Annotated in this window: 26 protein-coding genes; 18 read left to right on the top strand and 8 right to left on the bottom strand. The window is 64.6% G+C overall.

Translation table 11 applies throughout. The features are described from left to right. The first annotated feature begins 16 nt into the window (after positions 1 to 16). The 15 genes from nuoG (at position 17) to WS89_RS12500 (ending at position 15,035) form a co-directional block, all read left to right on the top strand. Positions 17 to 2,347 carry an NADH-quinone oxidoreductase subunit NuoG gene (gene nuoG / locus WS89_RS12570; protein ID WP_059499245.1) on the top strand — a complete coding sequence of 777 codons (2,331 nt, stop codon included), beginning with the start codon at positions 17 to 19 and terminating at the stop codon, positions 2,345 to 2,347. Next, on the top strand, positions 2,348 to 3,415 hold the full coding sequence (nuoH, locus tag WS89_RS12565) for an NADH-quinone oxidoreductase subunit NuoH (RefSeq protein ID WP_059499246.1): 1,068 nt from the start codon (positions 2,348 to 2,350) through the stop codon (positions 3,413 to 3,415). Between the two features lie 15 nt (positions 3,416 to 3,430). Next, the gene (gene nuoI / locus WS89_RS12560; protein ID WP_006478270.1) at positions 3,431 to 3,919 is read left to right on the top strand and encodes an NADH-quinone oxidoreductase subunit NuoI; all 489 of its coding nucleotides are present in this window, start codon (positions 3,431 to 3,433) and stop codon (positions 3,917 to 3,919) included. Between the two features lie 105 nt (positions 3,920 to 4,024). Continuing rightward, a complete protein-coding gene (locus WS89_RS12555) occupies positions 4,025 to 4,675 on the top strand; it encodes an NADH-quinone oxidoreductase subunit J (protein ID WP_059499247.1) in 651 nt (216 codons plus the stop codon). An 18-nt stretch (positions 4,676 to 4,693) separates the two neighbouring features. Continuing rightward, complete coding sequence (gene nuoK, locus WS89_RS12550; RefSeq protein WP_006478272.1) at positions 4,694 to 4,999, top strand: NADH-quinone oxidoreductase subunit NuoK; 306 nt, start codon at positions 4,694 to 4,696, stop codon at positions 4,997 to 4,999. A 17-nt stretch (positions 5,000 to 5,016) separates the two neighbouring features. After that, positions 5,017 to 7,071 (top strand): NADH-quinone oxidoreductase subunit L, encoded by a 2,055-nt coding sequence (gene nuoL / locus WS89_RS12545; RefSeq protein ID WP_034207962.1) that lies wholly within the window; start codon positions 5,017 to 5,019, stop codon positions 7,069 to 7,071. An 18-nt stretch (positions 7,072 to 7,089) separates the two neighbouring features. After that, the gene (locus WS89_RS12540; protein WP_006484881.1) at positions 7,090 to 8,580 is read left to right on the top strand and encodes an NADH-quinone oxidoreductase subunit M; all 1,491 of its coding nucleotides are present in this window, start codon (positions 7,090 to 7,092) and stop codon (positions 8,578 to 8,580) included. Positions 8,581 to 8,619: 39 nt separating this feature from the next. Beyond that, the gene (nuoN, locus tag WS89_RS12535; RefSeq protein ID WP_059499249.1) at positions 8,620 to 10,074 is read left to right on the top strand and encodes an NADH-quinone oxidoreductase subunit NuoN; all 1,455 of its coding nucleotides are present in this window, start codon (positions 8,620 to 8,622) and stop codon (positions 10,072 to 10,074) included. Next, entirely contained in the window at positions 10,074 to 10,370 is a 297-nt protein-coding gene (locus WS89_RS12530; RefSeq protein ID WP_006478276.1) for a DUF2818 family protein, read from the top strand. The genes nuoN and WS89_RS12530 overlap by 1 nt, the downstream gene beginning before the upstream one ends. Positions 10,371 to 10,409: 39 nt before the next feature. Then, positions 10,410 to 11,000: an NUDIX domain-containing protein gene (locus WS89_RS12525; protein WP_059791272.1), complete on the top strand. Its 591-nt coding sequence runs from the start codon at positions 10,410 to 10,412 to the stop codon at positions 10,998 to 11,000. A gap of 137 nt (positions 11,001 to 11,137) precedes the next feature. Next, positions 11,138 to 11,560: a DUF1178 family protein gene (locus WS89_RS12520; RefSeq protein ID WP_006750470.1), complete on the top strand. Its 423-nt coding sequence runs from the start codon at positions 11,138 to 11,140 to the stop codon at positions 11,558 to 11,560. Positions 11,561 to 11,712: 152 nt separating this feature from the next. Further along, positions 11,713 to 12,909 carry an acyl-CoA dehydrogenase family protein gene (locus WS89_RS12515; protein ID WP_059499252.1) on the top strand — a complete coding sequence of 399 codons (1,197 nt, stop codon included), beginning with the start codon at positions 11,713 to 11,715 and terminating at the stop codon, positions 12,907 to 12,909. Positions 12,910 to 12,928: 19 nt separating this feature from the next. After that, positions 12,929 to 14,062, top strand: a complete 1,134-nt coding sequence (locus tag WS89_RS12510) for an acyl-CoA dehydrogenase family protein (protein ID WP_059791270.1) — start codon at positions 12,929 to 12,931, stop codon at positions 14,060 to 14,062. A 38-nt stretch (positions 14,063 to 14,100) separates the two neighbouring features. Next, entirely contained in the window at positions 14,101 to 14,562 is a 462-nt protein-coding gene (locus WS89_RS12505; RefSeq protein WP_034207957.1) for a MaoC family dehydratase, read from the top strand. Continuing rightward, positions 14,559 to 15,035: a MaoC family dehydratase gene (locus WS89_RS12500; protein ID WP_059499255.1), complete on the top strand. Its 477-nt coding sequence runs from the start codon at positions 14,559 to 14,561 to the stop codon at positions 15,033 to 15,035. Before WS89_RS12505 ends, WS89_RS12500 begins: the two co-directional genes overlap by 4 nt. Before the next feature lie 47 nt (positions 15,036 to 15,082). Here the strand turns inward: WS89_RS12500 and WS89_RS12495 are convergent, their stop codons facing one another. Both WS89_RS12495 and WS89_RS12490 read right to left on the bottom strand, forming a co-directional pair. Then, the gene (locus WS89_RS12495; protein ID WP_059791341.1) at positions 15,083 to 15,775 is read right to left on the bottom strand and encodes a glutathione binding-like protein; all 693 of its coding nucleotides are present in this window, start codon (positions 15,773 to 15,775) and stop codon (positions 15,083 to 15,085) included. A 217-nt stretch (positions 15,776 to 15,992) separates the two neighbouring features. Continuing rightward, positions 15,993 to 16,784: an oxepin-CoA hydrolase, alternative type gene (locus WS89_RS12490; RefSeq protein ID WP_059499256.1), complete on the bottom strand. Its 792-nt coding sequence runs from the start codon at positions 16,782 to 16,784 to the stop codon at positions 15,993 to 15,995. Positions 16,785 to 16,986: 202 nt separating this feature from the next. On the opposite strand from WS89_RS12490, the gene WS89_RS12485 reads away from it, so the two are divergent. Then, positions 16,987 to 17,643: a glutathione S-transferase family protein gene (locus WS89_RS12485; RefSeq protein WP_059499257.1), complete on the top strand. Its 657-nt coding sequence runs from the start codon at positions 16,987 to 16,989 to the stop codon at positions 17,641 to 17,643. Between the two features lie 42 nt (positions 17,644 to 17,685). On the opposite strand, the gene WS89_RS12480 is transcribed toward WS89_RS12485, so the two are convergent. Next, on the bottom strand, positions 17,686 to 18,789 hold the full coding sequence (locus WS89_RS12480; RefSeq protein WP_257128166.1) for a pyridoxal phosphate-dependent aminotransferase: 1,104 nt from the start codon (positions 18,787 to 18,789) through the stop codon (positions 17,686 to 17,688). Between the two features lie 98 nt (positions 18,790 to 18,887). Further along, positions 18,888 to 19,385 carry a putative toxin-antitoxin system toxin component, PIN family gene (locus tag WS89_RS12475; RefSeq protein ID WP_059499259.1) on the bottom strand — a complete coding sequence of 166 codons (498 nt, stop codon included), beginning with the start codon at positions 19,383 to 19,385 and terminating at the stop codon, positions 18,888 to 18,890. 57 nt (positions 19,386 to 19,442) lie between these two features. Between WS89_RS12475 and yaaA the strand changes: the two genes are divergently transcribed. Together yaaA and WS89_RS12465 are read left to right on the top strand one after the other, a co-directional pair. After that, complete coding sequence (gene yaaA, locus WS89_RS12470) at positions 19,443 to 20,225, top strand: peroxide stress protein YaaA (protein ID WP_059791268.1); 783 nt, start codon at positions 19,443 to 19,445, stop codon at positions 20,223 to 20,225. 182 nt (positions 20,226 to 20,407) lie between these two features. Next, entirely contained in the window at positions 20,408 to 21,562 is a 1,155-nt protein-coding gene (locus WS89_RS12465) for a M14 family metallopeptidase (protein ID WP_059499261.1), read from the top strand. An 84-nt stretch (positions 21,563 to 21,646) separates the two neighbouring features. On the opposite strand, the gene WS89_RS12460 is transcribed toward WS89_RS12465, so the two are convergent. The 4 genes from WS89_RS12460 to WS89_RS12445 all read right to left on the bottom strand — a co-directional run bounded on the left by WS89_RS12460 (position 21,647) and on the right by WS89_RS12445 (position 25,462). Then, the gene (locus tag WS89_RS12460; protein WP_059791266.1) at positions 21,647 to 22,303 is read right to left on the bottom strand and encodes a BspC domain-containing protein; all 657 of its coding nucleotides are present in this window, start codon (positions 22,301 to 22,303) and stop codon (positions 21,647 to 21,649) included. A gap of 138 nt (positions 22,304 to 22,441) precedes the next feature. Continuing rightward, on the bottom strand, positions 22,442 to 23,116 hold the full coding sequence (locus WS89_RS12455) for an energy-coupling factor ABC transporter permease (RefSeq protein WP_011545801.1): 675 nt from the start codon (positions 23,114 to 23,116) through the stop codon (positions 22,442 to 22,444). A gap of 76 nt (positions 23,117 to 23,192) precedes the next feature. Beyond that, the gene (locus WS89_RS12450) at positions 23,193 to 24,035 is read right to left on the bottom strand and encodes a LuxR C-terminal-related transcriptional regulator (protein ID WP_059499263.1); all 843 of its coding nucleotides are present in this window, start codon (positions 24,033 to 24,035) and stop codon (positions 23,193 to 23,195) included. A 209-nt stretch (positions 24,036 to 24,244) separates the two neighbouring features. Beyond that, on the bottom strand, positions 24,245 to 25,462 hold the full coding sequence (locus WS89_RS12445) for a DUF2863 family protein (protein ID WP_059791264.1): 1,218 nt from the start codon (positions 25,460 to 25,462) through the stop codon (positions 24,245 to 24,247). Positions 25,463 to 25,785 lie beyond the last annotated feature (323 nt).

The raw sequence follows: 25,785 nt of genomic DNA, 5'->3' as shown, positions 1-25,785 counted from the left end.
AGGACCATTCACCATCATGGTTGAACTTGAAATAGACGGCAAGAAGGTCGAGGTGCCCGAAGGCAGCATGGTGATCCAGGCTGCGCACAAGGCGGATACGTACATTCCTCACTTCTGCTATCACAAGAAACTGTCGGTAGCGGCCAACTGCCGGATGTGCCTCGTCGAAGTCGAGAAGATGCCGAAGGCCGTGCCTGCCTGCGCGACCCCCGTGTCGGCCGGCATGATCGTCCGTACGCAGTCCGACAAGGCTGTGAAGGCGCAGCAGTCGGTGATGGAATTTCTCCTCATCAATCACCCGCTCGATTGCCCGATTTGCGATCAGGGCGGCGAATGTCAGCTGCAGGATCTGGCGGTCGGCTACGGCAAGTCGTCGTCGCGCTACTCGGAAGAAAAGCGCGTGGTGTTCCACAAGAACGTGGGCCCGCTGATCTCGATGGAAGAAATGTCGCGCTGCATCCACTGCACGCGCTGCGTCCGCTTCGGCCAGGAAATCGCCGGCGTGATGGAGTTCGGCATGCTGGGCCGCGGCGAGCATTCGGAAATCACGACGTTCGTCGGCAAGACGGTCGACTCCGAAATGTCGGGCAACATGATCGATCTGTGCCCGGTCGGCGCGCTGACCAGCAAGCCGTTCCGCTACAGCGCCCGTACGTGGGAACTGTCGCGCCGCAAGTCGGTGAGCCCGCACGATTCCGTCGGCGCGAACCTCGTCGTGCAGGTGAAGAACAACCGCGTGATGCGCGTGCTGCCGTTCGAGAACGAAGCCATCAACGAATGCTGGATCTCGGACAAGGACCGCTTCTCGTATGAAGGCCTCAACAGCGAAGAGCGTCTGACGAAGCCGATGCTGAAGCAGGGCGGCCAGTGGATCGAAACCGACTGGCAGACCGCGCTCGAATATGTCGCGAAGGGCCTGAAGGGCATCGCCGCGGATCACGGCGCGAACGCACTGGCGATGCTCGCGAGCGCGCACAGCACCGCGGAAGAACTGTTCCTCGTGAAGCAGCTCGCCAACGAACTGAAGACGCCGAACGTCGACTTCCGTCTGCGTCAGCAGGATTTTTCGGCGCCGGTCCAGGGCGCGCCGTGGCTCGGCATGCCGATCGCCGACCTGTCGAACGTGGACGCCGCGTTCGTCGTCGGTTCGTTCCTGCGCCGCGACCACCCGCTGTTCGCGTCGCGCCTGCGTCAGGCTGCGAAGAACGGCGCGAAGCTGCACTTCCTGCACGCGACCGGTGACGATTCGCTGATCCCGACCGCGCAACGCATCGTCGCCGCGCCGTCCGCCTGGCTCGACGAGCTGGCCGGCATCGCCGCGGCCGTCGCGCAATTGCGCGGCGTCGCGCTGCCCGACGCGCTCGCAGGCGTCGCCGCATCGCCGGCCGCGCAAGCCGTCGCGCAGTCGCTCGCGAACGGCGAACGCCGCGCGGTGCTGCTCGGCAACGTCGCGGTCCGTCATCCGCAATTCGCGAAGCTGCACGCCGTCGCCCAGTGGATCGCCGACAACACCGGCGCCACGTTCGGCTTCCTGACGGAAGCGGCGAACACGGTCGGCGCGCACGTCGTCGGCGCACTGCCGGGCGAAGGCGGCCTGAACGCACGCGAAGCGTTCGCGCAGCCGCGCAAGGGCTACGTGCTGCTGAACGTCGAACCGGAATTCGACACCGCCGATCCGGCACAGGCACTGGCCGCGCTGAACCAGGCGGAGATGGTCGTCGTGATGTCGCCGTTCAAGCACGGCCTCGACTACGCCGACGTGCTGCTGCCGGTCGCGCCGTTCACGGAAACGGCCGGTACGTTCATCAACGCGGAAGGTACCGTGCAGAGCTTCAACGGCGTCGTGCGCCCGCTCGGCGACACGCGTCCGGGCTGGAAGGTGCTGCGCGTGCTCGGCAGCCTGCTCGGCCTGCCGAACTTCGAATACGAGACCGCGGAAGAAGTGCGTGTCGCCGCGCTCGGCGACGCCGGCGTCGCGGGCCGTCTGTCGAACCGCACGTCGGTCGCGCCGGCTCGTGCCGCGGCGAATGCCGCGAACGGCGGGTTCGAGCGCCTGGCCGACGTGCCGATCTATCACGCCGACGCGCTCGTGCGCCGCGCAGGTGCGCTGCACCTGACGGCCGCCGCGAAGGCGGCGAATGCCGCAGCCCTGCCGGCCGCGCTGTTCGACAAGCTGGGCTTGAAGGAAGGCGACGCCGTGCGCGTGCGCCAGGGCGAGCGTGCGGTGCAGTTGCCGGCCGTGCGCGACGCGAATCTTGCGGAGACGGTCGTTCGCGTGTCGGCGGCGACGCCTGCCGGCGCAGCGCTCGGCAGCCTGTCCGGTGAACTGGTGGTGGAGAAGGCGTAAATGAGCTTGTTCGATACGATCAACGCGGGCGGGGCCGAGCTTCTCGGCTTCGCGTGGCCGACGGTGTGGGCAGTCGTGCGCATCCTCGTCGTCTCCGTCGTCATCCTGCTGTGCGTCGCGTACCTGATTCTGTGGGAGCGCAAGCTGATCGGCTGGATGCACGTGCGTCTCGGCCCGAACCGCGTCGGCCCCGGCGGCCTGCTGCAGCCGATCGCCGACGTGCTGAAGCTGCTGCTGAAGGAAGTCATTCAGCCGAGCGCCGCCAGCCGCTGGCTGTACCTGATCGCGCCGGTGATGACCGTCGTGCCGGCGTTCGCCGTATGGGCCGTGATTCCGTTCCAGGCCGAAGCCGTTCTCGCGAACGTGAACGCGGGCCTGCTGTACGCGATGGCGATCTCGTCGATCGGCGTGTACGCGGTGATTCTCGCCGGCTGGGCGTCGAACTCGAAGTACGCGTTCCTCGGCGCGATGCGTGCCGCGGCACAGATGGTGTCGTACGAAATCTCGATGGGCTTCGCGCTGGTGCTCGTGCTGATGACCGCCGGCAGCCTGAACCTGTCGGAAATCGTCGGTTCGCAACAGCACGGCTTCTTCGCCGGCCACGGCGTGAACTTCCTGTCGTGGAACTGGCTGCCGCTCCTGCCGGCGTTCGTCGTCTACTTCATCTCGGGTATCGCCGAAACGAACCGTCACCCGTTCGACGTGGTGGAAGGGGAGTCGGAGATCGTCGCGGGTCACATGATCGATTACTCGGGCATGGCGTTCGCGCTGTTCTTCCTCGCCGAGTACATCAACATGATCGTGATCTCGGCGCTGGCGGCGACGCTGTTCCTCGGCGGCTGGGACGCACCGTTCGAATTCCTGTCGTTCATTCCGGGCATCTTCTGGCTGGTGCTGAAGGTCTTTGCGCTGCTGTCGGTGTTCATCTGGGTGCGCGCGACGTTCCCGCGCTTCCGTTACGACCAGATCATGCGTCTGGGCTGGAAGGTGTTCCTGCCCGTCACGGTGGTCTGGGTGGTCGTGGTCGGCTTCTGGATGATGTCGCCGCTGAACATCTGGGTGAAGTAAAGATCGGACGAAATCATGACGGCTATCCAACACTTCTTTAAGACTTTCTTCCTGACCGAACTGCTGAAGGGGCTCGCGCTGACCGGTCGTTACACGTTCAAGCGCAAGTTCACCGTGCAGTTCCCGGAAGAGAAGACCCCGATTTCGCCGCGTTTTCGCGGGCTGCACGCACTGCGCCGCTACGAGAACGGCGAAGAGCGCTGCATCGCGTGCAAGCTGTGCGAGGCCGTGTGCCCCGCGCTGGCGATCACGATCGAATCGGAAACGCGCGCGGACAACACGCGCCGCACGACGCGCTACGACATCGACCTGACGAAGTGCATCTTCTGCGGTTTCTGCGAAGAGAGCTGCCCGGTCGATTCGATCGTCGAGACGCAGATTCTCGAGTACCACGGCGAAAAGCGCGGCGACCTGTATTTCACGAAGGAAATGCTGCTCGCGGTGGGCGATCGCTACGAGAAGGACATCGCCGCGGCGAAGGCTGCCGACGCGCCGTATCGTTGATTGTGTTTGCAGTGCCGGCCCGGCATGAACGGGCCGAGCCGCCGCGACGGGTGCGGGCGTCCCGCAAGCCGCGCCTGACTATGGCCTAACGATGAACCGGTAATCATGGAATTCACGACCGTACTGTTCTACATCTTCGCGCTGCTCCTGGTGGTATCAGGGCTGAAGGTGATCACTTCGCGCAACCCGGTGGCGTCTGCGCTTTTCCTTGTGCTGGCGTTCTTCAACGCCGCCGCGATCTGGATGCTGCTGGAGGCGGAATTCCTCGCGATCCTGCTGGTTCTGGTCTACGTGGGCGCGGTGATGGTGCTGTTCCTGTTCGTCGTGATGATGCTGGACATCAACATCGACTACCTGCGCCGCGACTTCAAGCGCTTCGTGCCGATGGCAACCGTGGTCGGCGCGATCATCGTGATCGAAACCGCGCTGATCCTGTGGCGCGGTTACGGCGACACGCACACCGTGCATGCGATGGCGACGGGCGAGATGGCCAACTGGTCGAATACGCGCCTGATCGGCAAGGTGATCTACACCGACTACATCTTCGCGTTCGAAATCGCCGGCCTCGTGCTGCTGGTCGCGATCATCGCCGCGATCGGGCTGACCGAGCGCAAGGGCAAGGACAGCAAGCGCCAGCGCGTGTCGGATCAGGTCAAGGTGCGCCGCGACGACCGTGTGCGCCTCGTGAAGATGGAAGCGGACAAGCCGCAGCCGGAAACGGCGCAAAGCGAAGCCGGTTCGGGCACCAACGGCTAAGCGGAGGAAAAGAAAACCATGCTGACTCTTGCTCACTACCTTGTGCTCGGCGCGATCCTGTTCGCGATCGCGATCGTCGGGATCTTCCTGAACCGCCGCAACGTCATCATCATCCTGATGTCGATCGAACTGATGCTGCTGGCGGTGAACACCAACTTCGTCGCGTTCTCGCATTACCTCGGCGACGTGCACGGCCAGATCTTCGTGTTCTTCGTGCTGACCGTCGCCGCAGCGGAAGCCGCGATCGGTCTCGCGATTCTGGTGACCCTGTTCCGTAAGCTCGACACGATCAATGTCGAGGATCTCGATCAGCTCAAAGGTTAATTTCAGGCAACGCTGTTATGTCAACGACACTCAATGAAAACCTGCTGCTGGCGATTCCGCTCGCTCCGCTGGCCGGCTCGCTGATCGCGGGGCTGTTCGGGAACGCAGTCGGGCGCAAGGGCGCACATCGGATCACGATCCTCGGCGTATTGATCGCGTTCCTCCTGTCGGCGAAAGTCTTCTTCGACGTGATGGGCGGCGCAAGCTTCAACGCGACCGTCTACGAATGGATGAACGTCGGCTCGCTGAAGCTCGAAGTCGGCTTCCTCGTCGATTCGCTGACCGCGATGATGATGGTCGTCGTGACCTTCGTCTCGCTGATGGTGCACGTGTACACGATCGGCTACATGGCGGAAGAAGACGGCTACCAGCGCTTCTTCTCGTACATCTCGCTGTTCACGTTTTCGATGCTGATGCTCGTGATGAGCAACAACTTCCTGCAGCTGTTCTTCGGCTGGGAAGCGGTGGGTCTGGTGTCGTACCTGCTGATCGGCTTCTACTTCACGCGTGAGAGCGCGATCTACGCGAACATGAAGGCGTTCCTCGTGAACCGCGTGGGCGACTTCGGCTTCCTGCTCGGCATCGGCCTGCTGCTCGCGTTCGCCGGCTCGATGAACTATGGCGAAGTGTTCGCGAAGCGCGCGGAGCTCGCGAGCCTGCACTTCCCGGGCACCGACTGGGGCCTGCTGACCGTTGCCTGTATCTGCCTGTTCATCGGCGCGATGGGCAAGTCGGCGCAATTCCCGCTGCACGTGTGGCTGCCGGACTCGATGGAAGGCCCGACCCCGATCTCGGCGCTGATTCACGCGGCGACGATGGTGACGGCCGGCATCTTCATGGTGTCGCGCATGTCGCCGCTGTTCGAACTGTCGGACACCGCGCTGTCGTTCATCACGGTGATCGGCGCGATCACGGCGCTCTTCATGGGCTTCCTCGGCATCGTCCAGAACGACATCAAGCGCGTGGTCGCGTACTCGACGCTGTCGCAGCTCGGCTACATGACCGTCGCGCTCGGCGTGTCCGCTTACCCGGTCGCCGTGTTCCACCTGATGACGCACGCGTTCTTCAAGGCGCTGCTGTTCCTCGGCGCCGGCTCGGTCATCATGGGCATGCACCACGACCAGGACATGCGCAACATGGGCGGCCTGCGCAAGTACATGCCGATCACGTGGATCACGTCGCTCATCGGGTCGCTCGCGCTGATCGGTACGCCGTTCTTCTCGGGCTTCTACTCGAAGGACTCGATCATCGATGCGGTGAAGCTGTCGCACCTGCCCGGTTCGGGCTTCGCGTACTTCGCGGTCGTCGCGAGCGTGTTCGTCACGGCGCTGTACTCGTTCCGCATGTACTTCCTGGTGTTCCACGGCGAAGAGCGCTTCCGCAATCCGAAGCATCCGGAATCGCCGATGGGCATGGCGGCCGCGCACGGCCACGACGATCACGGCCATGGCCACGGTCATGACGACCACGCGCACGAGCCGCACGAGACCCCGTGGGTCGTGTGGGTGCCGCTGGTCCTGCTGGCGATCCCGTCGGTGATCATCGGCGCGATCGCGATCAGCCCGATGCTGTTCGGCGACTTCTTCCAGCACGGCGTCGCATTCGACAAGGTGATCTTCATCGGCGAAAACCATCCGGCGCTGGCCGAGATGGCCGAAGAGTTCCACGGCTGGGTCGGCATGGGCCTGCACTCGGTGTCGGGCCTGCCGGTGTGGCTGGCGCTCGCCGGTGTCGTCGTCGCGTGGTTCCTGTATCTGAAGCGTCCGGAGCTGCCGGCGTCGATCCGCCGTGCATTCGGCCCGATCTACACGCTGCTGGACAACAAGTACTACATGGACAAGATCAACGAAGTGGTGTTCGCCCGCGGTTCGGTGGCGATCGGCCGCGGCCTGTGGAAGGAGGGTGACGTCGTGGTGATCGACGGCCTCGTCAACGGCAGCGCCCGGTTCATCGGCTGGTTTGCCGGCGTGATCCGCTTCCTCCAATCCGGTTACATCTATCACTACGCGTTCGCCATGATCATCGGCATGCTGGGGCTCCTGACCCTGTTTGTAACGCTCGGCGGCAAATAAGGCGGGGGGACAACACTAATGCACGCTTTTCCGATTCTCAGTACCGCGATCTGGCTGCCGATCGTTTTCGGCCTCCTCGTGCTTGCGGTGGGTAACGACAAAAATCCGGGGACGGCCCGCTGGGTCGCGCTGATCGGTGCGCTGCTCGGCCTCGCGGTCACGATCCCGCTGATCACCGGCTTCGACTCGAGCACGGCTGCGCTGCAGTTCGTCGAGAAGTCGACCTGGATCGAACGCTTCGATATCGCGTATCACCTCGGCGTCGACGGCATTTCGATGTGGTTCGTCGTGCTGACCGCGCTGATCACGGTGATCGTCGTGATCGCCGCATGGGAAGTGATCACCGAGAACGTCGCGCAGTACCTCGCGGCGTTCCTGATCCTGTCCGGGATCATGATCGGCGTGTTCTCGGCGGCCGACGGCCTGCTGTTCTACGTGTTCTTCGAGGCGACCCTGATCCCGATGTACATCATCATCGGCGTGTGGGGCGGCCCGAATCGCGTGTATGCGGCGTTCAAGTTCTTCCTGTACACGCTGGCCGGTTCGCTGCTGATGCTGGTCGCGCTGATTTACCTGTACACGGAAACGCACTCGTTCGACCTCGCGACGTGGCAGAACGCGAAGATCGCGATGACGCCGCAGATCCTGCTGTTCATTGCGTTCTTCCTCGCGTTCGCGGTGAAGGTGCCGATGTGGCCGGTGCACACGTGGTTGCCGGACGCGCACGTGGAAGCGCCGACGGGCGGCTCGGTCGTGCTGGCGGCGATCATGCTGAAGCTCGGCGCATACGGTTTCCTGCGTTTCTCGCTGCCGATCACGCCTGACGCGAGCCATTTCCTGGCGCCCGTCGTGATCACGCTGTCGCTGATCGCGGTGATCTACATCGGCCTCGTCGCGATGGTGCAGGCCGACATGAAGAAGCTGGTCGCGTATTCGTCGATCGCGCACATGGGCTTCGTCACGCTGGGCTTTTTCATCTTCAACCAGCTCGGCGTCGAAGGCGCGATCATCCAGATGATCTCGCACGGCTTCGTGTCGGGCGCGATGTTCCTCTGCATCGGCGTGCTGTACGACCGCGTGCACTCGCGCCAGATCGCCGATTACGGCGGCGTCGTCAACGTGATGCCGAAGTTCGCGGCATTCGCGATGCTGTTCTCGATGGCCAACTGCGGCCTGCCGGGTACGTCGGGTTTCGTCGGCGAGTTCATGGTGATTCTCGCGGCCGTCCAGTACAACTTCTGGATCGCATTCGGTGCGGCATTCACGCTGATCCTCGGTGCAGCCTACACGCTGTGGATGTACAAGCGCGTGTATTTCGGCGCGGTGGCGAACGATCACGTCGCCAAGCTGAAGGACATCGGCCGTCGCGAATTCCTGATGCTGGCCGTGCTCGCCGCGTTCACGCTGCTGATGGGCCTGTATCCGAAGCCTTTCACCGACGTGATGCACGTTTCCGTGGAAAACCTCCTCTCCCACGTCGCGCAGTCGAAGCTGCCGCTGGCCCAGTAATCGCGAGCGGAGGAACTCAAGATCATGCAAAACGCCTCTATGAATGTCCTGTTGCCTGACGCGCTGGTGCTGGCCGCCATCGTCGTCGCATGGCTGAACGACACCTTCACCGGTGCTTCCGGCCGCCGCCTGACCTATCTGATCGCGGTCGTCTCGTCGGTCGTCGCCGGCGTGTGGTTCGCGGTCCAGGCGCTCGACCCGCAGCAGTACTACTTCTTCTCGAAGATGGTCGTCGTCGACTCGTTCGCGAGCATGATGAAGGCTGTCGTGTCGTTCGGGTTCGCGGTCTCGCTCGTCTATTCGCGCAAGTACCTCGAAGACCGCGACATGTTCCGCGGCGACGTGTTCCTGCTCGGCATGTTCTCGCTGCTCGGTCAGCTGGTCATGGTGTCGGGCAACAACTTCCTGACGCTGTATCTCGGCCTCGAACTGATGTCGCTGTCGCTGTATGCGGTGATCGCGCTGCGTCGCGATGCAGCGCAGTCGAGCGAAGCCGCGATGAAGTACTACGTGCTGGGCGCGCTCGCGTCGGGCTTCGTGCTGTACGGCATCTCGATGCTCTACGGCGCGACCGGCTCGCTCGAACTCGGCGAAGTGTACAAGGCGGTCGGCGGCAACACCGACGCGGCCGTGCTGATGTTCGGCGTGATCTTCATCGTCGCCGGTATCGCGTTCAAGCTCGGCGCCGTGCCGTTCCACATGTGGGTGCCGGACGTCTACCAGGGCGCACCGACCGCGATGACGCTGTTCGTCGGCGGCGGCCCGAAGGTTGCCGCGTTCGCGTGGGGCCTGCGCTTCCTGGTGATGGGCCTGCTGCCGCTCGCGCAGAACTGGCAGACCGCGCTCGTGATCCTTGCCGCGCTGTCGCTGATCGTCGGCAACATCACCGGTATCGTCCAGCGCAACATCAAGCGGATGCTCGCGTACTCGGCGATCTCGAACATGGGCTTCGTGCTGCTCGGCCTGCTCGCGGGCATCGTGAAGGGCGACGCGGCGGCGCCGGCGAACGCGTACAGCTCGGCGATGTTCTACGCGATCGTCTACCTGATCACGACGCTCGGCTCGTTCGGTGTGGTGATGCTGCTCGCTCGCCGCGATTTCGAAGCCGAAACGATCGACGACTTCAAGGGCCTCAACAAGCGCAGCCCGGTGTTCGCGTTCGTGATGATGGTCATGATGTTCTCGCTGGCCGGCATCCCGCCGACCGTCGGCTTCTACGCGAAGCTCGCCGTGCTCGAGGCGACCGTCAACGCGGGCCTCACGTGGCTGGCCGTGCTGGCCGTGATCACGTCGCTGTTCGGCGCGTTCTACTACCTGCGCATCGTCAAGGTGATTTACTTCGATGCGCCGCAGGATTCGACGCCGATCTCGGGCGATTTCTGCAAGCGCACGATCCTCGTGCTGAACGGCGTGGCGGTCGTCGTGCTCGGCCTGATCCCGAGCCCGCTGCTGACCGCCTGCCTGCAGGCAATCCGTCACACGCTGCCGCTGTAATGTCGGCAGCCGGCTGGTTCATCGTGCTGTTGGCGCTCGTCTGCGCCAACCTGCCGTTCCTGAACCAACGCCTCTTCGCCGTCGTGCCGTTCGGCGCGACGAAGAAGAATGCGTGGGTGCGGATCGGCGAGTTGATCGTGCTGTACTTCGTCGTCGGCGCGCTCGGCTTCTGGCTCGAGTCGCGTGCCGGCAACCGCTTCGAACAGGGCTGGCAGTTTTACGCGATCACGTTCAGTCTTTTCGTCGTGTTCGCGTTTCCCGGCTTCACGTTCCAGTATCTCGTCAAACGACGCTGACGGCTTCGGCCGTCCGTCGTGCTCATTCAGGAGCCGCCGATGGCCGAACTACCCAATCACGACGCCGCACTGACCGAAACCTGCCTCGAGAGCGAGGCGATCTTCGACGGCGCGTTCCTCAAGCTCAAGCGCGACACCGTCCGTCTGCCGGACGGCAAGAAGGCCACGCGCGAATACGTGCAGCACCCGGGTGCGGTGATGGTGATCCCGCTGTTCGACGACGGCCGCGTGCTGATGGAAAGCCAGTTCCGCTATCCGATCGGCAAGGTGATGGCGGAATTCCCGGCCGGCAAGCTCGACCCGAACGAAGGCGCGCTCGCGTGCGCGATGCGCGAGCTGCGCGAGGAAACGGGCTACACGGCGCGCGAATACGTGTTCCTGGCCCGCATTCATCCGATCATTTCCTATTCGACCGAATTCATTGACCTGTATCTCGCGCGCGGGCTGACGGCCGGCGAACGCAAGCTCGACGACGGCGAATTCCTCGAAACCTTCACGGCGACGCCGGCCGACCTGCAGGAATGGGTGCGCACGGGCCAGATCACCGACGTGAAGACGATCATCGGCGCGATGTGGCTCGACAAGGTGCTGTCCGGCACGTGGCCGCTCGGGCCGGTCGTCACGCCCTGAGCACGGGCGTCGGCGGCGGCCGGGGCGCCGCGTTACAATTCCGTGACGCGGCGCGCTCGTGCCGCGCGATCCGGATTTAGCACGATCGTTCACAAAACCGCTTTTTGCGCTACACTCGTCACACGCCCTGATTCAGCATGAAGGTCCTCGATTTACAGTGTCCGCACGGTCATCGGTTCGAAGGCTGGTTCGCTTCCGCCGATGAATTCGAAGCGCAGTTGTCCCGCAAGCTGGTCGAATGCCCGGTGTGCGGAACGACGGAGATCAACCGGATGCCGTCGGCGCCGCGCCTGAACCTGTCGGGCGCGACGCAGGCGCAGCCGGCCGATCCGCGTGCGCTGCAGGCGCAGGTGATGCGCGCGCTGCGTGAGGTGCTGGAGAAGACCGAGAACGTGGGCGAGCGCTTCGCCGAGGAAGCGCGGCGCATCCATTACAACGAGGCGCCGGCACGCAGCATTCGCGGCGTCACGACGCCTGAGGATGCGCAGTCCTTGGTCGAAGAAGGCATCGACGTGATGCCGTTGCCGATTCCAGCCGCGCTGAAAGAACCGCTGCAATAACGTACGCAGTGTGTCCTTGCCGGGCCGGACGGTCGCGGCGAGCCTTGCATGGGATCAGAGTAAGCGCTGAAGCGCCGATGCTGATCGACCGCGAAGCATGGGACCGGAGTAAGTGCTGAAGCACTCACTCCGGTCGACAGGAGACACTGCGCATGGATCTGGATTATTCCCCCGCCGACGACGCGTTCCGCGCCGACGTCCGCGCCTGGCTCGAGGCCAACCTGCCTCACGCGCTGCGCGCCAAGGTACTCGATCACAAACGACTCGACCGCGAAGACTTCGCGAGCTGGCACCGGATTCTCGGCCAGCGCGGGTGGTCCGCGCCCGCCTGGCCGGTCGAATATGGCGGCCCGGGCTGGAACGCGACGCAGCGACACATCTGGGACGAGGAGTGCGCGCGGATCGGTGCGCCGACCGTGTTGCCGTTCGGGGTGTCGATGGTCGCGCCGGTCCTGATGAAATACGGCAGCGAAGCGCAGAAGCGCCGCTATCTGCCACGTATTCTCGACGGCTCGGACTGGTGGTGCCAGGGGTATTCGGAGCCGGGTTCCGGGTCCGACCTCGCGTCGCTGCGCACGCGCGCCGAGCGCCACGGCGATCACTACGTCGTCAACGGCCAGAAGACCTGGACCACGCTCGGCCAGTACGCCGACATGATGTTCTGCCTCGTACGCACCGATCCGGCTGCGAAGAAGCAGGAGGGCATCTCGTTCCTGCTGATCGACATGAAGACGCCCGGCATCACGGTGCGCCCGATCGTGATGCTCGACGAGGATCACGAGGTCAACGAGGTGTTCTTCGAGGACGTGAAGGTGCCGGTCGAGAACCTCGTCGGCGACGAGAACCGCGGCTGGACCTACGCGAAATATCTGCTCGGCCACGAGCGCACCGGCATCGCGCGCGTCGGCGCGTCGAAGCGGGAGCTCGCGTTCCTGAAGCGCGTCGCATCGAATCAGCGCAAGAACGGCAAGCCGTTGCTCGCCGATCCCGTGTTCGCCGCGAAGGTCGCGGCGCTCGAAGTCGAGTTGATGGCGCTGGAAGTGACGGTGCTGCGCGTCGTCAGCCGCGAGACGAGCGGCAAGGGGCCCGGCCCCGAGGCGTCGATGCTGAAGATCAAGGGCACCGAGGTGCAGCAGGCGCTCACCGAGCTGATGGTCGAAGCGATCGGCCCGCTGGCCGCCCCGTTCGACGTGCCGTTCCTTGACGGCGAGCGCGAACACAGCATCGCGGGCGACGACGATGCGGCGCCGCTCGCCGCGTACTACTTCAATTACCGGAAGACGTCGATCTACGGCGGTTCGAACGAGATCCAGAAGAACATCATCGCGCAGATGATTCTGGGGCTGTGATCAGGGAACGGAGACAACCATGGATTTCAGCTTTACCGATGAGCAGCAGCAGTTCGCCGACGCGCTGCGCCGGTATCTCGGCGAGCAATACGGCTTCGAAGCGCGCCAGGCGATCGTGCGCAGCGATGCCGGTGTGTCGGATGCGCAGTGGAGCGCATTCACCGAGCTGGGATTGACCGCGTTGCCCGTGCCGGAGGCACAGGGCGGCTTCGGCGGCGGCCCGGTCGACATGCTGGTCGTGATGCAGGAGCTCGGCCGCGCGCTCGTGATCGAGCCGTACTGGGCGACGGCGGTCGGCGTCGAAGCACTGCGGATCGCCGGCTCGGGCGCAGGCGCCGACGCCGCGCTGCTGGAGGCGGTCGCGCAGGGGCAAAAGCGCGTGGCGGTCGCGTTCCACGAACCGCGGGCGCGCTATGACCTGTACGAACTCGACACGCGCGCGCGCGAGCAGGGCGGCACGTACCGGCTGACCGGTACCAAGTCGGTGGTTCAGCACGGCGCCCAGGCGCATGCGTGGATCGTGCCGGCGCGGGTCGACGGCGGCGGCATCGGCCTCTTCGTCGTCGAACGCGATGAGGCCAACGCGAAGGTGGTCGACTACCGGACCATCGACGGCCAGCGTGCCGCGACGATCGCGTTCGACGACACGCCGGCCCGACTGCTGACGGGCGGTGCGCGCGACGCGGCGGCACTCGAGCAGATCGCCGATTACGCGACTTTCCTGCTGTGCGCGGAAGCGGTCGGCGCGCTCGACGAACTGAATCGCGCGACGGTCGAATACACGAAGACGCGCGAGCAGTTCGGCGTGCCGATCGCGCGTTTTCAGGCGCTGCAGCACCGGATGGTCGACATGCTGATTCATGCCGAGCAGGCGCGTTCGCTGACCTATCTCGCGGCGGTGCGCTACGCGAACGGCGATGCCGATGCGCGGCGCAAGGCCGTGTCGGCCGCGAAGGCGCGGGTCGGCGCGGCCGCGCGCTTCGTCGGCCAGCAGGCCGTACAGTTGCACGGCGGTATGGGCGTGACCAACGAAGTGGCCGCCGCGCACTTGTTCAAGCGGTTGTCGATCATCGAGACGACGCTCGGCGATACCGATCATCACCTCGCCCGCATCGCGGCGCTGCCCGATTTTGCGCAGACCGACGTAGCATGACGGCGACGCGCGAGCGCGCCAGACAAGGAGACTTATCCGTGGGCATCAGTTACGAAGACCTGGTGGTGGGCAGTACGACCGAAGTGGGCCGCTACACGTTCGAGCCCGACGACATCAAGGCGTTCGCGAAGCGCTACGATCCGCAGCCGTTCCATGTCGACGAGGAAGCGGGGAAGGCATCGCATTTCGGCGGCCTCGTCGCGAGCGGCTGGCATACGTGCTCGGTGTTCATGAGCCTGCTGGTCCGCAAGCTCGGATCGGATTCGACCAGCATGGGCTCGCCGGGCATCGATTCGATCCGCTGGCTGAAGCCGGTCCGCGCCGGCGATACGATCACGATGTACCAGAAGGTGCACGACAAGCGCGTGTCGGAGAGCAAGCCCGATCGCGGCATCGTGTCGACCGAATGGGTCGGCGTGAACGAAGCCGGCGAGACGGTGATCACCGTCCAGACCAAGGTGATTTTCGGGCTGCGCCATCCGGGGGGCGCGAACCCATGACCGACGTGACCTTGCCGCTGATCGCATCGGCGCAGGCGTTGCGGGCGCGGGTCGGTGCGGAGCCGCTCGCGAGCGGCTGGAGCGAGATCGATCAGGCGCGCGTCGACGGTTTCGCCGACGCGACCGGCGATCATCAATGGATTCACGTCGACCCCGAGCGCGCGCGACGCGAGTCGCCGTTCGGCGGGCCGATCGCGCACGGGTTCCTGACGCTGTCGCTGATTCCCGCGTTGATGACCGACGCAATGCGCTTCGAGCAAAAGATGGGCGTGAACTACGGGCTGAACCGCGTGCGGTTCTTGAAGCCGGTGCCGGTCGGGGCGCGCGTGCGTGCGCTGTTCGCGGTGAAGGAAACCGCCGACGCCGCACGCGGCGGCATCCAGGTGACGTGGTCGGTGTCGATGCAGGTCGAGCGCCCCGACGCGCCGCTGCCGGTATGCGCGGCGGAGTTCATCACGCTGCATTACTTCTGACGCACGGAGCGGCATGCACGAATGCCGCTCCGCTCGTCATACGCTCGTCAGCGTTTCGCGTATTGCGTTGCGCCGAACAGCACTTCGCGCGCCTTGTCGTCCTGCAGCGCCTTGCGCATCGACGCGAGCACCTCGACGCCGCGCTGCACGGCCGGTCGCGCGGTGATCGCCTCGTGCCAGCGCTTCACGTTCGGCAACTCGTCGAGCATGATGCCCTGGTTCTGCCACGAGCGCGTCCACGGGAACGTCGCAATGTCCGCGATCGTGTACGCGTCGCCCGCGAGATACTCGGATTCGCCGAGGCGCTTTTCCATCACGTTGTACAGGCGCTTCGCTTCGTTCGTGTAGCGGTTGACCGCATATTCGATCTTCTCCGGCGCATACAGGCGGAAGTGGTGCGCCTGCCCGAGCATCGGACCGACACCGCCCATCTGGAACATCAGCCACTCGAGCGTCGCATAGCGCGCGGCCGGATCGGTCGGCAGAAACTTGCCGGTTTTTTCCGCGAGGTAGATCAGGATCGCGCCCGATTCGAACAGCGAGATCGGTTGGCCGCCGGGGCCGTCCGGATCGACGATCGCGGGGATCTTGTTGTTCGGGCTGATCTTCAGGAACTCGGGCTCGAACTGGTCGCCCGCGCCGATATCGACCGGATGCGCGCGATACGCGAGGCCCGTTTCCTCGAGCATGATGTGCACCTTGTGACCGTTCGGGGTCGCCCAGCTATAGACGTCGATCATCGTCAACTCCTGTGTGTCATGCGCGAAAACGGCGCCGGCGGCGCCGACAGGCGGTCATTAGAGCATGGATCGACACGGGCTGCTGGCGACGGAAACGCGCGCGCCGACGCGCATGCGTGGCCGGGCCGGAGAGCGCCGCGACGTTGTGCGCGGCGGCGACGGGCCGCATCGGATGGACGCGGCGGCGTGGCGCCGGTTCGAAGGCCGACGCGGCGGATCAGCGCTTGTAGCGTGGCTGGCGCTTCTCGAGAAAGGCAGTGATGCCTTCGAGGCCGTCCGCATGATGCAGCGACGCGACGAAATGATCGCGCTCGGTGCCGAGGTGCGCATCCAGCGGTTGCGCGGTCGCGTCGTCGAGCAGCGACTTGATGCGCGTGAGCGCATTCGGCGAGATGCCGGCGAGCGCGTCGGCCCATGCCAGTGCGTCGCCAAGTGCCGAGCCGGGCGCGGCAAGCCGGTTGACGACGCCGAGCGCATGCAGCCGTTCGGCGGCCACCGGCTTGCCTTCGAACAGGATCTCGGCCGCGATCGCACGCGGCAACGCGCGGGCGAGAAACCACGAGCCGCCGCCGTCGGGCGTCAGACCGACGCGCGCATACGACATCACGAATTTCGCGTCGTGTGCCGAGACGATCAGGTCGCACGCGAGCGCCAACGAGAAGCCCGCGCCGGCCGCGGCGCCTTCGACGGCTGCGATCACCGGCTTCGTCGATGCGCGGATCGCCGTGACCCATGCCGCGAGCTGATCGATGCTGTCGGCCTGGAAGGACGGATCCTTCGAGCGATTCTCGAGCAGCCGGTTCAGGTTCCCGCCTGCGCAGAAGAAACGATCGGCACCCGTCAGCACGACGGCGCGAATCGCCGGATCGCGCTCGGCGGTGGCGAGCGCTTCGATGCCGGCCGCGTACATGTCGGGATGCAGCGCGTTGCGCGCGCCGGGATTGGACAGCGTGAGGACGAGCGTCGATTCGCTCTCGGGCGGACGCGAGGCCAGCAGTTCAGCACTCATGCGAGTGTGTCTCCATCGGGTGGCGCGGCGGCGCCGCCGCGTGTGTCGCGCGGACGGGCGGAACTGACGCCGCAGCGGAGGTAATGTTGTCGTGACGAACGCACGACTTGCTTTAGACTAGCACGAACGTGCTTTTCAGCGCGATGAATCCCGATGCGGCCGGCGTCGATGCGGCCGCACTTCAGCAAGGAAGGAGACGCCAATGCTACAGCTGTGCGGTATTCCGTTGTCCAACTACTACAACAAGGTGAAGTTCGTCCTGCTCGAGCACGACATTCCGTTCGAGGAGGCGGCGTGTGGTTTGCCGATCAGCGATCCGGCCCGGCTTGCCGATTCGCCGCTCGGCAAGATTCCGTTCCTGAAGACCGAAGAGGGGGCGCTGTTCGAGTCGCAGGTGATCGTCGAATACCTGGCGGCGCGCTATCCCGAAAAAGGCATTTTCCCCGCGAGCCCGTTCGCGGCAGCGAAGGTGCGTGAACTGGTCGAGACGCTCGAGCTGTATCTCGAATGGACGGCGCGCGAGGTGTACACGGAAGCGTTTTTCGGCGGGAAGGTGAGCGACGGGATGAAGGCGCACGTCGAGAAGCGGCTGCCGCGCGCGATCGATGCATTCAAGCAGATGACGCGGTTTTCGCCGTATGCGCTCGGCGAATCGTTCGGCCTCGCGGACATTGCCGCGTGGGTTCATCTGCCGGTCATCGGGATGGCGACGAAGGCCATATTCGGCCGCGACTTCCTGCTCGAGGCAGGCATCGACTGGAAGGCGCACGCGAAGACGGTGGGTGAACGCCCGGCCGCGCAACGCGTGGCAGCTGAGCGCAAGGCGTATGTCGAAGCGGCGAACGTCGCACGTTCGTAAGCGCGGTTCCCGAAGGGCGGCGCGCGGCCGCCCGTGCGGCGCTTACAGGCGAGCCAGCCGATCGAGCGCGGACGCGAGCGTGCTTTCCTGCTTCGCGAAGCAGAAGCGGACGACGCCCGACTCGTGCGGCTCGTGATAGAACGCCGACACCGGAATGGCGGCCACGCCGATCTCCGACGTGAGCCATTTCGAGAATTCCGCTTCGGGCAGGTCGCTGATCGCCGAGTAATCGACGCATTGGAAGTACGTGCCCGTGCACGGCAGCAGCTTGAAGCGCGTGCGCTCGAGGCCGGCCCGGAAGAAGTCGCGCTTCTGTTGATAGAAGCCCGCGAGCGACAGGTACGGCGCCGGGTCGCGCAGATAGTCGGCGAGCCCGATCTGCATCGGCGTGTTCACCGTGAACACGTTGAACTGGTGGACCTTGCGGAATTCCGCGGTCAGCGCGGCAGGCGCCGCGACGTAACCGACCTTCCAGCCCGTCACGTGGTAGGTCTTGCCGAAGCTCGACACGATGAAGCTGCGCGCGGCGAGTTCCGGGTAGCGCGCGACGCTCTCGTGGCGCGCACCGTCGTAGACCATGTGTTCGTAGACTTCGTCGGACAGGATCAGCACGTTGGTGCCGCGCACGATGTCCTCGAGCTTGCGCATGTCCGCCTCGCGCCACACGGTGCCCGTCGGGTTGTGCGGCGTGTTGATCAGGATCATCCGCGTTTTCGGCGTGATCGCTGCCGCGAGGCGATCGAACGGGATCGCGTAGTCGGGCGCTTCCAGCGTGACGAACACGGGCTTGCCGCCGGCGAGCTCGATCGACGGCAGGTAGCTGTCGTAGGTCGGCTCGACGACGATCACCTCGTCGCCCGGATGCACCGCGCACAGGATCGCCGTCAGCAGCGCCTGCGTCGCGCCGGCCGTCACGGTGATTTCGGTGGCCGGATCGTAGCGCCGGCCGTACACCTGCGCGATCTTGTCGGCGATCGCGTCGCGCAGCGGCGCGACGCCGGCCATCGGCGGATACTGGTTGTGCCCGTTGCGCATCGCGGTTGCGACCGCATCGACGATGCGCGGATCGCAATCGAAATCAGGAAAACCCTGGCCGAGGTTCACCGCACCTTTTTCGGCGGCAAGCGCGCTCATGACCGTGAAGATCGTCGTGCCGACGTTCGGCAGGCGCGAGGGGAAAACGGGCGTCGTTGGCATATCTGAAGGAGCGTTCATCGATACGGTCGGATTCGGATGAGGTTGCGTCAGGCGGGCGTCGCCGTGGCGGGCGGCGCGGCGTCGAGTGCGCAGGCTTCCACGAACGGCGCGGGTTGCGCGATCCGGAAACCGAAGTCGCGTGCGGTGCGCTTCGCGAGCTTCAGCAGCGCGCGGTCTTTCGACACGAGCCACTCGGCCTGCGCGGCGCGGGCGAGTTCGAGAAATTTCTGATCGTCGCGGTCCTTGCACTTCGGCAGCGGCGGCGCGTCGGCGTCGACGGGCGGCGGTTCGACGAGGCTCGCGAGCCGGGCGACCGTGGCGAGCGCGTCGGCCTTGTCGATCGCACGCGACTGGAACTGCGGATAGTCGAGCACGTATTCGAGTTCGGTCAGGCAGCGGCCGTCGATCACGGCGGCAAGCATGCCGTGCTCCAGCGCGGCACGGATCGGGCGCGTAGCGGGGTCGTCGAATACGAGGATGTCGATCCAGACGTTCGAGTCGAGCACGACGCGGTGTGCGGCATGCGGGGCGAGAGAGCGGGCCATTCGTTACAATCGGAGGTTTTCGTCTGACCGCAAGGCACGGCGTGCCAGCGAGCCTCTATGATAATCGTTCTCTCTCCCGCCAAATCCCTCGACTACGATACGCCCCCGCACGTCCAGTCTTACACGAAGCCTGCATTCGTCGACGACGCATCGGAGCTGATCGACGGCCTGCGCAAGCTGTCGCCGCAGGACATCGCGACGCTGATGGATATCTCCGATCCGCTCGCGCACCTGAACTTCCAGCGCTACGCCGACTGGTCGCCGACGTTCACGCCGGCCAACGCCAAGCAGGCCGTGCTGGCGTTCAATGGCGACGTCTACGAGGGTTTCGACGCGAAATCGCTGTCGTCCGCCGATCTCGACTATGCGCAGCAGCACGTGCGCGTGTTGTCGGGCCTGTACGGGCTGCTGCGTCCGCTCGATCTGCTGCAGCCATACCGGCTCGAGATGGGCACGCGGTTCGCGAACGCGCGCGGCAAGGATCTGTATGCGTTCTGGGGCGACCGCATCACGCGGGCGCTGAACGAGCAACTCGAGACGCGCAGCGGCGCCGCGCGCGTGTTGATCAACTGCGCGTCGACCGAATACTTCAAGTCGGTCAAGCCGAAGCTGCTGGCCGCACCGGTCATCACGCCGGTATTCGAGGACTGGAAGGGCGGCCGCTACAAGATCATCAGCTTCCATGCGAAACGCGCGCGCGGCCTGATGGCGCGTTTTGTCGTCGAGAACCGTATCGCCGACCCGAAGGCGTTGCAGGCATTCGCGACCGAAGGCTATGCGTTCGATGCGGCCGCATCGAACGATTCGACTTACGTATATCGCCGGCGCGTCGGCGAGTGACCCTGCGGGCCGTTCACGAGACGGCCTGCGCATGCATGAGACTGGATGGGCGGGATACCGTCTGCTTCGGGCTTCGCATGGGACCGGAGATAAGCGCTAAAGCGCTAACACCGGTCGACAGCTTTGCATGGGACCGGAGGTAAGCGCTGAAGCGCTAACTCCGGTCGACAAAGGAGAGATAGATGGCCCTTTCTATTACCAGTAATTTCGACGCAGGCGCAATCGACGTCGTGTCGTGCGACCGCCCCGATGCAATCCGGCTGCGCGTGCGCGGCGACAATCGTTCGGAATTCGCGCAATGGTTTTACTACCGCTTGACGGGAGCGCGCGGCGAGCGATGCGTGATGACGTTCGAGAACGCAGCCGAATGCGCGTATCCGTCCGGCTGGCGCAACTACCACGCGGTGGCGAGCTACGACCGGGTCGACTGGTTCCGCGTGCCGACGACGTTCGACGGCAAGACGATGACCATCGACCATACGCCGGAGTTCGACAGCATCTACTACGCGTATTTCGAACCGTACTCGGAAGAGCGTCACGCGGCGTTTCTCGGCGCGGTCCAGCAGTTGCCGCAGGCCAGCGTCGTCGAGCTTGGCCGCACGGTCGAAGGCCGTCCGATGTCGCTGCTGACGCTCGGCACGCCGGAAACCGATGGTGCGCCGAAGAAGAAGGTATGGATCATCGCGCGCCAGCATCCGGGCGAGTCGATGGCCGAGTGGTTCGTTGAAGGCCTGGTTAAGCGGTTGGCCGGATGGGGCGACTGGGCCGGCGATCCAGTGGCGCGCAAGCTCTACGATCGCGCGACGTTCTACATCGTCCCGAACATGAACCCGGACGGCAGTGTGCACGGTAACCTGCGCACCAATGCGGCCGGCGCGAACCTGAACCGCGAGTGGATGGCGCCCGATGCCGAGCGCAGTCCCGAGGTACTGGCCGTGCGCGACGCGATCCATGCGATCGGCTGCGACATGTTTTTCGATATTCACGGCGATGAGGATCTTCCGTACGTGTTCGTCGCCGGCTCGGAGATGCTGCCGAGCTTTACCGAGCAGCAGGGCAAGGAGCAGGCTGCGTTCATCGACGCGTTCAAGGTCGCAAGCCCCGACTTCCAGACCGAGCATGGCTACGCGGCGAGCAAGTACAAGGAAGATGCGTTGAAGCTCGCGTCGAAGTACATTGGCCACCAGTTCGGCTGTCTGTCGCTGACGCTCGAAATGCCGTTCAAGGACAACGCGAACCTCCCCGACGAGCGCGTCGGCTGGAACGGCGAGCGCAGCGCGGCGCTCGGTGCGGCGATGCTGGCTGCGATCCTGGTGCACGTCGACACGTTCGCGTAAGCGCAGCCGTCGTCGCATGAAAAAAAACCGACGCATCTCGCGATGCGCCGGCTTTTTTGCTGCTGTCGTTGCCGCTCCGCCGTATCAGGACTTCTTCGCGGTTTTTTTCTTCACGGCTTTGTGCTGGCCGCTTGATTTCTTCGTTGCGACGGCCTTCTTGCTGGCGGTGCGGCCCGATGCCTTCGCCTTGGCTTTGCCGCGGTGCGACTTGCCCTTGAGCTTCTTCGTCGAAGACGACGAACGCTCGACGCGCGGCTTCAGCGGCGGAACCGGATCGTTCCAGCTGAACGCGAGCATTTGCTGGCCGACATAGCCGCAACGGAATTTCAGCGGCGTCGGATCGCTGCCGTCGCTGTGGATGCCGAGCCCGTCGACGGTGACGATATTGTCGACTTTCACGCGCTGCTTGCCTTGGTCGAACGAGTCGTTCCACGGCGTGATCGTCGCGTTGCCGCTGTCGAATGCATTCGGCGCGAAGTCGACTCGGTCGAAGGCCGTCGACGTGCTGGCGATGAAGCTGCCGTGCGCCGCACAATCGGCGGCGAGCGGATCGGCATGCATCTCGTTGACGAATTTGTTGATCAGTTCGGAGCGCTGGTCGAGCAGGTCGGCGAATACCGGAGCGGGAAGCGCAAGCGACAGGCCCGCGATACAGGCTGCCAGCTTGCCGAGCGCCCGGAAAATCCGGAGCGAGGCAGGTGAGCTGTCCATCTGGTTATTGGTGAGGAGCGAAGGAGACATCGGGCACGTATAGATGCCCGATGAAGAACAGGAGTTCAATCTTAGCGTAAAAAAGTTGTGCGGCAGTAGGTGACGTATTCGGCGCGCGCCGCGGAAGCCCGTCGGTATGCGGGTGCGCCGAGTCGATCCGGAGGAAATTCAGGCGCGAGGGCCGCCGAGGCGGTAGCGCCGGACGTCGAAGGTCGTGACCCACGCAGGGCGATAGACGGCGATGAGTGCCGTTGCCATGCCGGTGAACCATGCTTCGCCGAGCGCGAGCAGCGCGGTGTTCAGCAGATAGCCGGCCGGAATCACGACGGGCACGCCGTCCGCGAGCGCGAGCTGGACACCGGCTGCCGCGGCGGCGACCGCGACGATCGCGATGGCCGGCGACAGGAAGCCCTGCCCGGTGATGAACGACGCGAGGTTGTGCGGCAACCACGCGAGCGCGGCGCGTTGCAGCAACGCCGACACGCCGACAGGCAACGCACCGTAGATCAGATAGGTCAAGCCGATACCTTGCCACGGTGCATCGAAGATGACCGCGGCAATCGCCGTGACGGCGCCCATGGCGACCAATGCGAGTGTCCAGTCGAACAGCGTGACGAGCAGCGTTGCGCCAAGCAGATGCATGACGATGCCATCTTCGAGCCATGCGTTCGAGGCCCACAGGACCGTGATCGCAGTGACGAGCGCAAGCCACACGTGCTGAAGCGTGGCGTCTTGCAGACGGACGAAGGGGCGATTCCAGATCGCGAGCGCGAGCAGGGCCACGGCGGCGATCCAGCCACCGATGCCAACCCAGAGCGGAAGCGGTGTGAAAAGAAAACCCATGCGTCCATATTACTCGTTGAGCATCAAAGGTGGGAGCCTGCGCATGCCCGACCGTCGCAATATCGAGACTGTTTGCCTAGCGTCCGCGCCGGAACCGTGCCGGCGGCTCGGCGGCGAGCGGCAGGTCCTGCGTGCCGGTATTCGCGATGGGCAACGGGTACGGATGGTCGTGCCGTTGCGTACGCAGCGGAGCCGGGCCGTGTTCGCCGACGGCCGGCTTGCGGGCGCGGTTGCGGTTCGCCAGCAGCACCTCGAGATGGGGCGACAGCCAGCCGTTGTAGATCGCGACCGCGGCGGCGCGGTTTGCGGCGCCGAGCTGCTGGAAGATGCTCGCGAGGTGGATTTTCACAGTGCCTTCGCTGATGCCGAGCGTACGCGCGATCATCTTGTTCGTGCTGCCCATGTGGACGAACCGCATGATCTGCGCTTGGCGCGGCGACAGGAGGCCGCTCGGCGGGCGCCGGGGCAGCGAGCCGGCGAGCGTCTGGAAATGGGCGTCGTGGCGCGCCGTCGCAGTCGCCGTGGACGGCAGCAGGCTGAGGGCGATCGGCGGAATGTAGTATCCGCCCAGCAGGACGATCTCGAGCGCTCGCACGATCAGGTGCGGCCGCGTGGAGTGCGGGATCACGCCCGCGACGCCGTAATTGAAGAAGCGTTGGATGGCGTCGGGCGAGATGTCGTCGACCAGAACGGCGACCGGTGTCGGCGAGCACGCGTTGCCGAGTGCCTGAAGCTCGCTGAGCCGGCCCACGTCCAGCCAGTCGATCGCGACGAGGTCGAAACGCTGGGTGCGCAGCAGCCGGCGCGCCTGGAAACCGTCAGGCGCATCGTTGATGCTGGCGTGCCGGTCGATCTGCCGCAACAGGGTCTTCAGTCCGTCACGCCGTTCGGCGTCTGAGTTAAGTACCAAGAACCGCATATTCAACCTCCGTAAAGTGAGTCATTCACTGCTGTCGGGTATTAGCTGGCCCCGATAATGACAAAGACCTTACACGATGTCTGCTTGGCTGAAAGGCTTAGGAAAAGTTCGAAATTTTGGACGACCGGCATCGGATAAGAAAAAAGCCGCTTCGGTGGGCACCGGAAGCGGCTTTAAGCAGGGCAGGCCATCGAGGCCTGCGGGGTGGGTCAGTGGAAGTGCGGCTGGGCGGGCGACGCGTCTTCCGGCATTTCCGCATGGACGATTTCGCCGAGCGGATCGGCGTAAAGTGGCACGCCGCAGTCGTCGCAGTATTCGGGTTCGAAGCGACCCGCGTGCCGGCGGATGTCGGTTACGCCGCATTCTTTCAGCAGGCTCACGATTTCCTCGAGCGGCCCTTCGATCGGGGCTTCGCCTTCGAGCGTCGCGTTGTCGATCGATACGTCGCCGTTTTCACGGCCGTAGAGCGGCCACACGACGCCGTAGATCACGTCGTTGCTGGCACGCCGCGTGAAGCCGACGCGATACTCGTCGATACGACGTTCGCCGAAGCCGGCGACCACCGCGCGCAACTCCTGCGGCGCCGCACCAAGTGTGTCGAATAGATAACGAATGGCCGTTCGGACGGTGTGCGGACGCACGCGTTCGTCCGCATCGCGACAGGCCGAGTAGTACGCGTCCGGAAGCAGGCATTCGAACTCGCAGCCGGGCAACGCGATCGACAGGTTCGGGCCGCCTTGAGCCGTCCATTGTTCGAGGCACTGGCCGCGCTCGATCCGGCTGCCGTTTTCTTCCTCCTGCCAGCGGAACAGCGGCGAGCCGGCCGGCGCGGCGACGACCGCCAGCAGGAAGCGCGGATCGGCCAGGATCGGTGAGGTTTCCGGCAGATCGCCGAAGCTCAGCTTCGGGGGCTGCTGGCCGATCGCCGCATGGGCGAGTTGCTGAGCGAGCCGATAGGTTTCCACGTGATGCCGCGGCAACTGGTCGATGCTGTAGAGGAACGGTGCGAGCCCGACGAGGGTGCCGTTCGCGAGCACATGCGCCTGCAGGTGCGTTCGCAGCGCGTCGGCAACGTCGCCCTTGAGCGGGCCCGACGGAATCATGTAGCGCGTCCAGGCGAGAACCGGGACGGCGACCAGCAGCGCATCGTAGGGTTGGCCGTCGTGTTCGATCATCATCGACTCGCTGTGCGTCTCGGCCATGTCGGCGAGCGCGCCGTAGGCGTCGGGATGATTTTGCTGAAGATGGTCGAGCGCGGCGTCGAGCGTGGTCTGATTGCCGTTGCGGACAATCTTGGCGAGCAGCGCATCGAGCTTCGCTTCCCAGAAGCGGTCCTCGATGCGGCTGCCCGACGCGAAGAGCGCAAGTGACAGACCGACCAGTTTGTCGGCATCGGGGGGGAGGCGTTTGGCGATTCGCTGGCGCATATTAAAGACGTATATAGAAAGAGGCGAAGAACCTCACATTCTAGTCCGTTCTTTGCACCATAAGCGGCATTGTGCCCAGGCATGGCCGGACGGCCGAATTCCGGCGTTTGTAAAAAAAGTTGCTTCAAACCCCTTGCGCTCACGGTGTGGGCTGAATAGAATCACGCCTCTTTCGCGCTAACGGAAACGCGGCGCGGGAGAGAGGGAAGCGGTGCTGTTGAGGTTCGGAAGTAGCGAGCCTTGGCAGCGCAGGAAGATGGCCCCGCAGTCGCAACGATGTCGTGCAGAAAGTTGTTGACGCGCTGCGAAACACGGTTCATAAT

It is taken from the genome of Burkholderia sp. MSMB1072, from assembly GCF_001524725.1.
Taxonomy (GTDB): Bacteria; Pseudomonadota; Gammaproteobacteria; order Burkholderiales; family Burkholderiaceae; genus Burkholderia.
The sequence above is the reverse complement of the archived record's forward strand: the minus strand, read 5'-3'. Positions and strand labels throughout refer to the sequence as shown.